The sequence below is a fragment of the Idiomarina sp. genome, assembly GCF_019431395.1.
Lineage (GTDB): Bacteria > Pseudomonadota > Gammaproteobacteria > Enterobacterales > Alteromonadaceae > Idiomarina.
In genome coordinates this window covers 2,521,380-2,534,612 of the sequence record NZ_CP080268.1, presented here as the reverse complement: position 1 = coordinate 2,534,612, position 13,233 = coordinate 2,521,380, and the positions used below count along the sequence as shown (strand labels likewise).

Annotated in this window: 12 protein-coding genes; 3 read left to right on the top strand and 9 right to left on the bottom strand. The window is 47.5% G+C overall.

What is annotated here, in order from left to right:
• Positions 1 to 3: 3 nt before the first annotated feature.
• Complete coding sequence (locus KZ771_RS12215) at positions 4 to 297, top strand: YebG family protein (protein ID WP_290653752.1); 294 nt, start codon at positions 4 to 6, stop codon at positions 295 to 297.
• 9 nt (positions 298 to 306) lie between these two features.
• Here KZ771_RS12215 and KZ771_RS12210 read toward each other — a convergent pair whose 3' ends face one another.
• Positions 307 to 1,047 carry a ferredoxin--NADP reductase gene (locus KZ771_RS12210; protein ID WP_133540303.1) on the bottom strand — a complete coding sequence of 247 codons (741 nt, stop codon included), beginning with the start codon at positions 1,045 to 1,047 and terminating at the stop codon, positions 307 to 309.
• A gap of 5 nt (positions 1,048 to 1,052) precedes the next feature.
• Positions 1,053 to 1,301 carry an accessory factor UbiK family protein gene (locus KZ771_RS12205; RefSeq protein ID WP_133540302.1) on the bottom strand — a complete coding sequence of 83 codons (249 nt, stop codon included), beginning with the start codon at positions 1,299 to 1,301 and terminating at the stop codon, positions 1,053 to 1,055.
• 64 nt (positions 1,302 to 1,365) lie between these two features.
• Between KZ771_RS12205 and rep the strand changes: the two genes are divergently transcribed.
• Positions 1,366 to 3,378, top strand: a complete 2,013-nt coding sequence (gene rep, locus KZ771_RS12200) for a DNA helicase Rep (RefSeq protein ID WP_290653750.1) — start codon at positions 1,366 to 1,368, stop codon at positions 3,376 to 3,378.
• A 4-nt stretch (positions 3,379 to 3,382) separates the two neighbouring features.
• Here rep and KZ771_RS12195 read toward each other — a convergent pair whose 3' ends face one another.
• Together KZ771_RS12195 and KZ771_RS12190 are read right to left on the bottom strand one after the other, a co-directional pair.
• Positions 3,383 to 5,965: an EAL domain-containing protein gene (locus KZ771_RS12195; RefSeq protein ID WP_290653748.1), complete on the bottom strand. Its 2,583-nt coding sequence runs from the start codon at positions 5,963 to 5,965 to the stop codon at positions 3,383 to 3,385.
• Between the two features lie 212 nt (positions 5,966 to 6,177).
• Complete coding sequence (locus KZ771_RS12190) at positions 6,178 to 6,609, bottom strand: cytochrome c5 family protein (RefSeq protein WP_243734563.1); 432 nt, start codon at positions 6,607 to 6,609, stop codon at positions 6,178 to 6,180.
• Between the two features lie 81 nt (positions 6,610 to 6,690).
• Between KZ771_RS12190 and dinB the strand changes: the two genes are divergently transcribed.
• The gene (dinB, locus tag KZ771_RS12185; protein ID WP_290653746.1) at positions 6,691 to 7,761 is read left to right on the top strand and encodes a DNA polymerase IV; all 1,071 of its coding nucleotides are present in this window, start codon (positions 6,691 to 6,693) and stop codon (positions 7,759 to 7,761) included.
• On the opposite strand, the gene KZ771_RS12180 is transcribed toward dinB, so the two are convergent.
• The 5 genes from KZ771_RS12180 to KZ771_RS12160 are packed head-to-tail and all read right to left on the bottom strand — an operon-like array spanning position 7,758 to position 13,216.
• A complete protein-coding gene (locus KZ771_RS12180) occupies positions 7,758 to 8,195 on the bottom strand; it encodes a DUF4399 domain-containing protein (RefSeq protein WP_133540298.1) in 438 nt (145 codons plus the stop codon). The genes dinB and KZ771_RS12180 overlap by 4 nt on opposite strands.
• Before the next feature lie 18 nt (positions 8,196 to 8,213).
• A complete protein-coding gene (locus KZ771_RS12175) occupies positions 8,214 to 10,106 on the bottom strand; it encodes a methyl-accepting chemotaxis protein (RefSeq protein ID WP_133540297.1) in 1,893 nt (630 codons plus the stop codon).
• 34 nt (positions 10,107 to 10,140) lie between these two features.
• Positions 10,141 to 11,511 carry a potassium transporter TrkG gene (locus tag KZ771_RS12170; protein ID WP_290653744.1) on the bottom strand — a complete coding sequence of 457 codons (1,371 nt, stop codon included), beginning with the start codon at positions 11,509 to 11,511 and terminating at the stop codon, positions 10,141 to 10,143.
• Between the two features lie 13 nt (positions 11,512 to 11,524).
• Positions 11,525 to 12,178: a TrkA family potassium uptake protein gene (locus tag KZ771_RS12165; protein ID WP_290569813.1), complete on the bottom strand. Its 654-nt coding sequence runs from the start codon at positions 12,176 to 12,178 to the stop codon at positions 11,525 to 11,527.
• 9 nt (positions 12,179 to 12,187) lie between these two features.
• The gene (locus KZ771_RS12160; protein ID WP_133540294.1) at positions 12,188 to 13,216 is read right to left on the bottom strand and encodes a GGDEF domain-containing protein; all 1,029 of its coding nucleotides are present in this window, start codon (positions 13,214 to 13,216) and stop codon (positions 12,188 to 12,190) included.
• Positions 13,217 to 13,233 lie beyond the last annotated feature (17 nt).

Genomic DNA, 13,233 nt, shown 5'->3' with positions numbered 1-13,233 from the left:
ACCATGCCTGTAGTAACTCAGTACGTTGTTGTGCGAGACGGAGAAGAGAAAATGACCTTTAATAGTAAAGCGGAAGCAGATGCCCACGACAAAATGCTGGATATGGTGGACGAGTTGGTACCCTTACTAAAACGCAGCGACACCATTGACGATGAGCAAAAGCTAGAAGATTTGGCATTTTTTCTGGCGCGTGAGCGTGAACAGGTTGTTATCGCTCTGGGGGCCAAAAGACCGGCTAAGAAAAAATCTCCTAAGCCGGCCAATAAAAAAGCTGACGAGGATCCCTCCGCTGCCTAATTGACGCTTTTACCAGTAGTTTTCTGAGGTCACATTACCTGGTTTACGGCGCGTATTCTTTTGCAAGCCTTTATCGGCGAGAACCTGTCGACACTCGCTGATCATGTCAGGGTTACCACACAACATAACCTGACTATTAATCGATAATTGCGTTGCTAATGCCGCTTCCAGCGCCCCGCTTTCCAATAGCTGTGGTATGCGTTCGGTTAGAGCACCGGGGATAGTTTCCCGGGTAACCACCGGCTGATAACGTAATTGTTCAGGATATTGACGCTGCCATTGCTGAATTTGGTCTTGATAGACTAAGTCTTCCGCTACTCTTACGCCATGAACCAAGTTAATCTGCTTAAATCGCTGCCATGGCTTTTCAGTATGCAGCATCGACAAAAACGGCCCGATACCTGTGCCGGTAGACAATAACCATAAATCATCCCCATCAGGGACTTCATCTAGAGTAAAAAAGCCACTTGCAGGCTGGGTAATATTAATCGAGTCACCCGGCTTTAATGCGTTTAGTTGAGGGCTCACCATGCCGCCATCAACGTGTGCTATGACAAAGTCAGTAACGGTCGCGCCCGGCGCACTAGCGAGTGAATAGGCTCGCAGTGACTTTAAGTCAGCGCCCGGCAGACCGATACGCACGAACTGACCCGCTTTAAAGTCAAAAGGCTCAGCGATCACGCGTAAACTGAACACACTCTCGCTCCAGCGGTAGTTCTCCACCACTTTTGCACTAATAAACTGCACCACGCAAACTAGTCCTTATGGTTCGATGAATTTTGCTCTGCTAGCTGTGCTTCTAACTGCTCGACCCGCTCCCGCAGGCGTAACAGCATCTGCTGTTGCACGTCCATCTCTTCGCGCGTGACTAAATCGAGCTTAGATAATTGTTGCTGCAGCGTTTGTTTTACGCGCTGCTCAACATTACCCGCCATTTCTTTTACGCCTGCCGGCATACTCTCACTAATTTGCTTTGCAATGTTTTCGATGGTTTTATTGTCCATTGTCTTTTCCTTTCGGTAAAATCCGTTGCTTCATTAGTCTACCACTCCTTTAAGGGTCTGTTTAATGTTAAACGAGCGCCAGCAACAAGCAGTTCACTATATCCAGGGGCCTTTATTGGTTCTGGCTGGTGCCGGCAGTGGTAAAACACGCGTCATTACCGAAAAAATCGCCTACTTAATACGCAATAATATCTATAAAGCTCGTCACATTGCCGCCGTTACCTTTACCAATAAAGCGGCTCGAGAAATGAAAGAGCGTGTTGCACAGACCATGGGCAAACAAAACACTCGCGGCCTGACCGTTTCAACATTTCACACCCTTGGCCTTAATATCATTCGTCGAGAGCTATCCGCGCTTGGATTAAAACCCGGCTTTTCACTGTTCGATGATCAAGATAGCTTTGCGTTGATAAAAGCGCTTACTGAAGATAGCTGGGATGGCGACAAGCAACTCATTCAACAGTGTGTTCACCAAATCAGCAACTGGAAGAATGATATGCTGACGCCGGAACTTGCCGCTCAGCGCGCAGTGTCTGAGTCAGAGCGCGAGTTCGCCACGGTATACACCGATTACCAACGCAACCTTACCGCCTGTAACGCGGTTGATTTTGATGACCTGATTCGTTTACCAACAATGTTATTGGCGACTAACGAAGCCAGCCTTAAGCGCTGGCAAACTAAGTTCCAATATTTACTGGTAGACGAATACCAGGACACCAATACCAGTCAATACCAACTGGTAAAATTACTTGTCGGTGAACGTTCACGATTTACCGTCGTCGGCGACGATGATCAATCGATTTATTCCTGGCGCGGCGCCCAGCCGCAAAACCTGGCTTTGCTTCAAAAAGACTTTCCGCAACTCAAGGTCGTTAAGCTGGAGCAAAACTATCGTTCTCACGGGAGGATCTTAAAAGCGGCGAATATATTAATAGAGAATAACCCGCACGTATTCGATAAAAAGCTATTTTCTGACATGGAATACGGTTTACCCATGCGGGTGATTTACGGCCGCAACGAAGAGCATGAAGCTGAACGTGTGGTGGCTGAAATTGTAAAGCAGCGGTTCTTAAAAAAGACACACTATCACGAGTTCGCCATTTTATACCGCGGTAACCACCAAGCGCGCTTATTCGAAAAGGCGCTGATGAATAACCGCATCCCATACAAAATAACAGGTGGTCAGTCATTTTTTGCACGTGCTGAGGTCAAAGACATCATGGCCTACCTGCGATTGCTGGTAAATCCAACTGACGATACTGCATTTTTACGCATTATCAACGTGCCACGACGTGGTATTGGTCCGCAAACCACAGAACGGATTGGCCAACTGTCTAAAGAGCTTGGGTGTAGTTTATTCGAGGCCGCGCAATCTCCACATGTTAAAACGCTACTTGGCACCAGTGTGTTTAATGCCCTGGATACCTTTGTCACCATGATGTCGACCCTGGCGCGCCAGGCTGACCATCAGGCCGACGCAAAAAATGCGGTACGCCAGTTATTAAGCGATATTGGCTATGAAGATTGGTTATTTGAACAAAGCCCAAGCGCCAAAGCCGCTGAGATGCGAATAAAAAATATCTATGAGCTACATCGTTGGGTAAGCGAGATGATCGAAGGCAACGACGAGAATGAGCCCATGTCGTTAGATCAGGTCGTTAGCCGGCTATGTTTGCGTGACATGATGTCACGTAATGAAGAAGACGAAAGCTTTGACCAGGTTCAGTTAATGACACTGCATGCTTCTAAGGGGCTGGAATTTCCGCAAGTGTTTTTAGTCGGTATGGAAGAGGGATTATTACCTCATCAAAGTAGTATCGATCTCGATGACGTCGAGGAAGAACGCCGTCTTGCCTATGTCGGGATTACCCGCGCTCAGCATCAGTTAATTTTTACTATGGCCCGTGAGCGCCGTCAGTTTGGCGAGGTAACACAACCGCAAGCAAGTCGCTTCCTGCATGAGTTACCACAAGATGATCTGGAGTGGGAGCACCAGAAAAAACAAAGGTCGGAGGCCGAACACGAAGAACAACGTAGTCGGGGTCTTGAAATGCTTAAGAATGCGTTAAAAAAGTAACTTTTTAACTTGCTGATTGTTGGCTAACACGCGTATCGCTATGCTCATCTAAATACCGACCTTGCGCAAAATCAACGCCAAGGCGGGTAATATGGGCATATTCTTCTTCAGTGTTAATACCCGCCGCAAACAGCGCGATATTAAGTTCGTCACAGAGCGTTACAACGTGTTTAAGCATTGCCCTGGCACGTTCGTTACTTTTTAACCGTGCAACATAATTATGATCGAGTTTTAAAATCGAAAACGGATAATTATATAGGTACTGCAACGGACCTGCCCCACGGCCAAAGTGATCAATGACTAAGGTAAAGCCAAGTTCAGACAGCCGACGTAAACTGGCTAACGAACGCCGGTCATTCTGTGTTAACGCGGTCTCGGAGAATTCCAGCGCGATAGCAGAGGGGTCTACATTATAGCGTTCGACAAGCTCAATCAGCTGATTAATGTAACCCGCTTTAAGTAAGTGTCTGGCCGACAAGTTAACATGCTGCCTGGGCATGGACTTTCCGCGAGATTCTTTAATCCGCTCGCAACAGCGCTTAAGCACATAACGGTCTAGTTTTATGATTAAACCTGTCTTTTCGGCTAACGGCAAAAACTCATCTGCAGACAAAGTTTGTCGTGGATCATTCCAACGAATCTGCAACTCGACACCAATAACGCGGTTCGACGCCAACTCGACAATATCCTGATACTCTACATCAAAGTCTTCTTCGATTTTTGCATGTCGCAAGGCAGTTTCACGTTTTACTGAATCAACCAGCGACTGATGCATCTGCTCGTCAAACAGCACATAACGGCCACGACCCTGACTTTTTGCCTGATACATAGCAGCATCCGCATCACGCAATAGGCGTTCAACCGAGTCACTGTCTTCTCTGCATAGCGCGATACCGACACTGGCACCCGAGTAATGCTCCTGTCCGTTCAGCATAAACGGTTCGCTCAGGCTACGAATCATCCGTTTTGCAACGTCTTTAGCATCCTCTATAGACGTCATCGTATCTAGCAACACGACAAATTCATCGCCGCCTAAGCGCGCGACCATGTCGTTATCTCTAACGCAGTCGCTAATACGCTTAGATACATCGAGTAAGAATTCATCACCGGCTGAATGGCCTAACGTATCATTGATATTCTTGAAGCGATCAAGGTCTAAAAACAACACCGCAAAATGATGCTCCGGGTGGCGGCGCTTATGCGCTACTGCCTGTTGCAGCCTTTCCGTGAAAAGAGCCCGGTTTGGCAGCCCCGTCAGGCTGTCATGATGAGCGTCATGAAATAGTCGTGCTTCGATTTTTTTACGGCGCTCTATCTCCGACACAAGTTCTTCTGTGCGTTCGGTGACCTTTTTCTCCAGGAACGAGTTTACCCGTTGAATCTCTTCTGCCGAACGTTTCCGGTCGATAGCTACAGCGACGTGTTGCGAAACAAAGTTAAGTAGTTCAAGGTCATCATTGCGATACAAAAACTCACTATCGTAAGTTTGCACCGCGATCACACCAAAAACCTCACCTTTAAGCATCAACGGCGAACCAAGCCATTGTTTGGCTAACTTGTCGCCACCAGTGCCTGGCGTAACTTCGCCATCTTCGATCAGTTGTTGTCGATGGCGGCCATTAATAAATACCGGCCGCTGCTGCCTTATCACATACTCCGTTAAACCTCGGCTTACGCGACGACGTTCTGCAGCCGTACCGGTTTCGTCCACATGATACGGAAAATGCAAAAACTTTTTATCGGGCGAGAGCAATGCGACGTAAAAGTTATCCGCATGAATAAGCGTTCCGATCTCGTTATGTAGGCTTTTATAAAAGGTTGCCATATTATCCGAGGTGTTGGTCAACTCAGATATCGCAAACAACACGGCGGTTTGTTGTTCAGCTTTTTCGCGCTCGGTAATTTCGCGCATCAAGCTCTCGTTTGCATGACGCAGTTCCGCCGTCTGATGCTCAATTTCATTCTGCATCAATTCTCGTTGCTTCAGACGTTCGAGTGCGTTAACCACATGCTGAGACACGAAGGTTAGCAGGTCCTCGTCCTTTTCATCATAGCGAAAAGATTCATCATAACTCTGCACCACCATTACACCGATCACCGAGTCCTGGCTTTTTAAAGGAACGCCTAACCAGTCGACATGAGTCGCTCCCATCTCTTTTACTTCGCCCTCTTCAATCAGCTTTTGGTAGACCTCCGGCGGGCAAAGGAGTGGTTTTCCGGTTCGCAATATATAGCCGGTTAAACCAGAGCTAAGTTTTTCGACCGGCAATTGCTCAAAAAGGGTGTCTTGATCGACTTCGTCCACAAAATAGACAAACTTGACGACTTCCTGCTGCGCGTCATAAAGGCAGATGTAGAAGTTTTTGGCAAACATGAGTTTGCCAATAATCTCGTGTACTGAACAATAAAAATTGTCCATATCACGCACTTGAGCGGCTAACTCGGAAATTTGGAAGAGTGCATTCTGAATAACTTCAGCGGAGCGATATTTATGCGTTAATTGCTTGAGCCGGGACACGACTTTCCTGAGCTTGAGGTTTTCGACCTCAAGCTTTGCGGATTCGTTATTAATATCAGACCCTTGCACTCGCTTACACTTCCCTAAAGCTTATCTAATATAGGCATCATAGAGACTTTTATCTTTATGTTATGATTTGTAACAAACGTAAAGTATAAACACCTGTTTAAAAGAAGCAAGATCTGTGATGAAGATTTGTTCAAGTCGCTTATTATGACGTCAATAAAACTAAAAAAGCCACCCGTAGGTGGCTTCTCTAAGTAATCGTAATGCTGCTTGAATTAGATGTCTGCAATCATGTAATCAATCGCAGCCTGAATCTCATCATCCGAGCAATCTGAACAGGTGCCTTTTGGCGGCATGGCGTTGTAACCTTCAATCGCATGCTTCAATACGGTATCCATACCTTGAGCTAAGCGAGGCTCCCAATCTTCCGCGTTATTTATTTTCGGTGCACCCATCACGCCCGAGGTATGGCACGCGGCGCAGAAGGTATTGTAAACTTGCTCACCCGAACGCGCACCGCCGCCTGATGATGCTTGTTGATCGCTTTGCTCTCCAGCCACATAATGTTGTGCAGCAGGTTCTATACGCTTTTCGATCGCTTCTTTCGACATTTTGTCCTGTACCGACGCGGCACCGGCAGCTACTGCAAATACTGCAGCGATTGAGGCAATAAGGCCTTTAGATGCTAGAGATTTAATACGTTTCACTGGTTTCTCCTAAAGTGGCTGGTGATCATCTTACCCAGTTTGTGGTCTGATTATAACCACAAATGTGCACAGGATAAACACTTGGCTGAAGTAACCCGAAAAATAGCACTACTTGATTTAGATGCGTTCTTTGCTTCTGTCGAAGTGTTACGTGATCCCAGCCTCAGGCACAAGCCCTTTGCGGTGGGCGGAGGCGGCGATCGTGGGGTCGTTGCGACCGCGAACTACCTGGCCCGGCGCTATGGTGTTAGCAGTGCCATGCCCGGCAGCCAGGCGCGCCGTCTATGCCCGCAACTGATTTTTGTAAAGCCCGATCATGCCCGCTATCGCGACGTATCACGGCAAGTTTTACAATTGCTTTCTGAAGTCACAGATATTATTGAGCCCGCTTCTATAGATGAGTTTTATCTGGACTTAACCGAAAACACCTTATTTAAAGGCAGCGCCTCGCTAACCATGCAAGCCTTACGACAAAAAATTAGTCAGTTAGGTATTACCGGCTCGGCGGGTATATCAAATCAAAAAATGGTCGCCAAAATTGCCAGTGACGAACGCAAACCTGACGGTCAGTTTTTGGTAACACCGGAGCAGATATACGAATACATTTCTCAACTTGATCTGAAACGAATTCCCGGCGTTGGCCCTAAAAGCCAAAAGCTATTAGCACAACATGGCTTAATTAAGGGTTTGGATATACAAGCAGTGACTGTAACGCGGTTACAAGAGATTCTTGGCGAGAAAGCAGGTTATTTATTACATCAACGCTGTCAGGGTATCGATAAACGCGAGGTTGTTACCGAACGTGTGCGGAAAAGTGTTGGGGTTGAGCAGACGCTCTCGGCTGACATGACACACCTGGTGACTGCACAGGATTACTGCCAGCAACAATTGCTGCCTAAGCTGAAAAAGCGTCTCCAGATTACGCACTGGCGTGAACAGCCAATTCGCTCGCAAACCGTAAAATTAAAATTTTCGGACTTTACCCAAACGACAGTCTCTAAAGCGACCCAACGCGTCTCGCCAAGCGCCTTTTATCAATTGTTGGAGCAAGCCTGGACTCGTGGGAATAACAAAGGGGTTCGTTTGGTTGGTGTCAGTGTTGCGCTGCCCGACCCCGAGCAGCAGCAACAGTTAGAACTTGATTTAGATTAGTCCTCTTTTACCGTAATGGTTATCTTTTTAGACATCACTACAGGTTCATGTGGCACGTGATTTTTATCACCCAAAATAAGCTGTAGGGTATGCTCGCCGGGTTCCAGTGTAACGGTTGTTTCGGTCTGACCGCCGCCGAAATGAATTACATCTGAACCCATAGGCTGTCCTAGTGCGGGCATCTCGTCCTTATCAATTAACAGATGGTGGTGTCCGGTGTGTTTCATATCAACGCCAGCAGGCGCGACACCCATTCCCGTCAGGCCAAACTTAACCTTAAATGTCTTGCTAACCACTTCGCCGTCCTGCGGCGAAATAATGTATGCCTGCGCACCTTCAGCTGACGCTGAACGTGACATTTCCTGCGCTTCGGCGGTCGCTAATACCGGACCACCCAGCATGGCTAATGCGCCAACTAGTAATGCACCCTTCATATCAATCTCCTACATCAATTATTGTAATTTAAACTTACTGACTAAGGATTCTAAACGATCAAATTCTTTTTGTAACTGCTCGCACGCGTCGTTACTGCGGCGCAAGTTTTGCTGTGTTTTTTCGTTAAGTTGACTGATATCAGAGACGTCCTGATCTAACGACTTAATAACCGAGTTCTGCTGTTCAGTTGCTGACGCGACCGTGTGGTTTACGTCGTCGATCTGACCAATAATATGGTCGATTTCTGCCATATGAGTCGACGATTGCTCAGCTGACGTAACACAAGCATCGCTGGTCGCCTCGCTTTCTTTAATTACACCGACAACCGTTTGTGTGCCTTTGCGAACACGCTCAATCATCGCCTCAATTTCGCCGGCCGAGTCTGCCGTACGCTGCGCTAAGCTTCTTACCTCATCAGCAACTACAGCAAAGCCTCGGCCGGCCTCTCCTGCACGTGCAGCCTCTATCGCCGCATTCAGTGCCAAAAGGTTAGTTTGCTCGGTAATGCCTTTAATGACTTCCAGTATCTGGCCAATATTTTGCGTATTTTCATCCAGTTCATGGATTGCTTCAGCAGATTCCTGCATCCGTTGTGACAGGGTTTCAATTTGTTGGCGATTTTCGGTCAAAGCCTGCCGCGCCTCTGTCGATTTATGATTCGCTTCTGAGGCACGTTCCGAAGCTGTAGCCGCACTACCAGAAATATCATTAGCGCTGGCTCCCAATTGATTAATTGCGGTTGCAATGGTTTGTGTACGACTGGCTTGCTCATCGCCTAAATTAACCGAGTCACGATTAGCTGCAGCCATTGCCGTTACGTTCTTCTCTAATTGCGAGGACGCCTGTTGCACATCGCTGATAGCACCGTGAATTTTGGCAATAAACTCATTCATGCGCTGTGACAAACGTCCAAATTCATCGTTAGATTCAACCGGCAGGCGTTGTGTCAGATCGCCCTCTCCCCGCGCCATATCGGTTACCGCGTGACGCAAACGCTGCAGCGGTTTTAGTAACAAATTCAATAGCCAGCTCAGCAACAACACCACCGCAATGATGCCGATAACCATATAAACCAGCGCCGTCCAGGCAAACGAGGAGACCCCCGCATACGCTTTCTCTTCGTCAATCGCAACCGCCAGGTACCAGTTAACTCCGTCAATACCGTCTATTTTCCTAAACGAAACCAAACGTGATATGCCGTCGACATCGTAGTTAACAAATTCGTTTTTTATCGCTGCATCATTACCCAGGTAATCCGTTAACGAGGAATCCACTCTGTCAGTATCTGGATGGCTGAGAATACTTCCTTGCTGGTCGACTAGAAAAGCAAATCCAAGCCCCATAAAGTCGACATCATTAACGATAGCAGAGATGGTATCCAGCATCATATCTCCGCCGGCGACGCCTAACAGACGCCCGTTTTCCTTCATCGGAACCACAGCCGAGATGGTTAGTTCATTGGTGGTGACGTCGATATAAGGCTTTGTATAGGTCGGCTGATCCTGCTCCAGTGCCAACTGATACCAGGGTCTGGAGCGGGCATCGTAATCGTCAGGCAGATTGATACTGGTGTCATCAAGGATAAATGTGCCATCAGTCAAGCCATAATAGACGTTTTTGAAGTCGCCAGCCGCCTTGCTTTGCTGTACTTTGCCCAAGGCATCGGCAAATGTGTCATCCGCTGAATACGCGCTGGCTGTCGCCCGCACAATGCGCATACGGTCGTTTAGCCACTGCGAAATGTTGCTGGAAACGGAGCCGGACAGCGCCCGCATCTGCGCTTGTAAATCAGTACGTATCTGGCTCGACATTTGATAAAAGTTAGTCAAAGTAAAAATGCCAAGTACCAACACCAGTATCAACGATGCGGCCAGAATAACTTTTTGATTAAACCTTAGAGACTTCAACATAGTTATTGTTACTCATTATTATAATTTTAACGCGTTATCCCACCTGAATATCGGTATCGGGGTAGCGCACATGCCGCTTTTTCGGCGTCGCGACAAAATAACCAAGCGTCAACGGGCCAAGACGCCCGGCGAACATAAGAAAAATCAAAATCAGCTGACTGGTGCTGGTTATGTCGGCAGTGATACCCCGCGATAAACCCACCGTCGCCGATGCTGACAAAACTTCAAAGGCTATATCTATAAACGGCAGCGAATTCAAAATCATTAGCGCAAATATACCGACAAAGATTAACCCCAGGTAGACCACGGTGACCGCTAAGGCTTTCATCACAAGGTTTTGTGGTATCGTACGGTCAAACAAAGTGACTGCCTCTCGCCGGCGCAAAAAAGCGTAGGTGCCCAGAATCAAAATAATAAAGGTACCTAACTTTATTCCCCCCGCGGTACTCATTGAACCGCCGCCTATAAACATTAGCAATAAGGTAAATACCGCACTCGCCTCGGTCATAGCTCCGGTATCGACAGTGTTAAAGCCTGCCGAGCGTGGTGTGGTTGCCTGAAACCACGCATTAACCGCCTGATCGTACCACGGTAGGCTACCCAGGGTTGCCGGGTTATTACTCTCCAATAACCAAATGATTGCCATCGCCGCCGCGTTGATCAGTAACGTGGCAATTAAAATTGCTTTGGTATACACCGAAAACCTGTACCAGCGCCGCTGCTCATAGATATTATTAATGACAGAAAAGCCCAACCCGCCAATAACAAATAACACTGAAATGAGCAGCGTTACTGTGCGTTCTGCCTGGTAATCAACTAAACCATTTGGAGTTAACACAAACCCTGCACTGTTAAAGGCTGAAATTGCGTAAAAAGTTGATTCTGCCAGCGCCGTAGCGAATCCTTTGTCTTGCAACCAATACAGCGTCATGATGACAACCGCGACCGCTTCCGCCAACAACGCCAGGGTGACAACCGCAATGGCCGTCTTCTTAATACTTGCCAGACTGGTCTGTTGCATGGCTTCTTTTGCCAGCATTTGTTGACGTAGGCCTACCTGACCACCCAATGAAATAGCCGCGAGCACAGCAAAGGTCATAAAGCCCAAGCCGCCGGCCTGGATCAATAATGCTATAACGGTAAGGCCAAACCCTGAGAAGGTCGCTCCGGTATCGACGACAACGAGCCCGGTAACTGTGACTGCCGACGTGGCAGTGAACAGGCTTTCCAACCAGCTAATATCATCAACGGTAGCTATCGGTAACTTTAGTAACAACGTGCCCAGCACAATTAGTCCCAAAAACCCGCCGGCCAGAATCGCCGGTGGGCTTAAACTTATTGCACGTCGATTAGTTCGCGGCCGCTTACGGTATAAGAAGCTGAACGAAGGTAGCCACTGTTTCATTTGAATTCGTGAATCATTGTAGTTTTGGGGCCATCGATTTAAGGGCTTTAAGACTGCCGGCGATCACTAAGGTTTCATTGCCCTCAAGCTTTACCGATGTTGAAGGGTTTGCGGTTACCTCATCGCGGCGCTTTAACAACAACAAATGAAAGTGCTCTAAGTCATCCGGTAAAATGTCTTCTATGGATTTGCCATTGAGATCCTCATTTACATCAATCTCAACACAGTACCAATTGTGCCCTAACGACATATATTCATTGACCATAGGGTAATTTAACGCCTGCGCAACCCTAATTCCCATCTCTTCTTCGGGATGAATAATTCGTTTCACACCGAGCTTAGATAAAATTTGGTGATGCTCCTTTGATGTCGCTTTAGCCCAAACTTCCTTCACCCCAATACTTTTCAGGTGCAATACGCACAACAAACTGGCCTGTAAATCTTCACCGATAGCAACCAGAACCACGTCACATTCTTCTAAACTAAGTTCCTTTAAGGCCTTTTCATCAGTAACATCAGCTATCGCTGCGTGGGTAAGATATTCGGCCAATGCATCGACGTGTTTCTCATCCGAATCAACACCAATCACTTCATGGCCAAGATCCAACAGTTCTAATGAGGTACGCGCACCAAAGCGACCTAATCCAATAACTCCAAACTGCGCCATAATTGCCTCTTAGTCACTAACGACTTTGTTTCGTCCGGCTGCTTTAGCCTGATATAAACGCTGATCGGCACGTTCCAGCCAATCAGTCCAGTGTTCGTCATTTTTCAATTGTGCCACCCCGGCTGATAACGTCATTCTCGTTTCCGCCCCCTTCAATTTAAAGTCCTGAGCCGCAAACTGATGACGGAGCTTTTCCGCCGCAACAGCGGCTCCGGCGCGGTCAGTGTCTGACATCAACACCAGGAACTCTTCACCACCTACACGGTAAACTGTATCAGTGTTTCGCACCGAATCTTGAATCAATTGCGCAGCCTGAACCAATAGCCGGTCGCCTTGCAAATGACCGAATTTATCATTTAACGGCTTAAACCAGTCAATATCACAGATAACCAAAGATACCGGCTGCTGGTTACGTCGATAACGTGCCAACGCAGAATCAAGCTCACTGGTTAGCCGTTTTCGGTTGTATAAACCTGTTAGCGTGTCTGTCGTAGCGAGCTGAGTAAAGCTCGTCTGCATGCGCTCCAGTAAAACCAGTAAAGTAAGCGTCAGTACCAGTACAGCGCCGAGTGATAAACTACCCCGCCACACTAAATCCAATGGCATCGCGATAACCGCCACGCCAGTTATTAGCGCATAAAAACAAAAAGCGGTAATAATAGCCAGCCTGCGGCGCAACAAAAACACGATCGACGCCATCACAGGAAACGACCAGACAAAACCATTGATACCGTTAATAAAGGTTGAATAGCACGCGGCTATTGCAAGTAAGGTGACAAATGCAAGCAACTGTATTTGTCTGAGGTTTCGATGTCTGGAAATTAAAGCAAGCGATAACGAATAACAGCAAAACGCCGTTAACCAGGCAGTCATGAGCCAGTTTTCCGCGTAGCCCTGCACGATGGCTAACGGAAGTACAACAGCAAACGCTCCCCATTGCGTGCGGTTTGCTACTTTGCGGGTAAACAAAGAGACGACATCCTCTGTCGTACTCTGTGCATTGATCGGCTGCTGTTTTTGCTTTTGCGTAGCGTCCATCTACGTTCCTGTCAGCA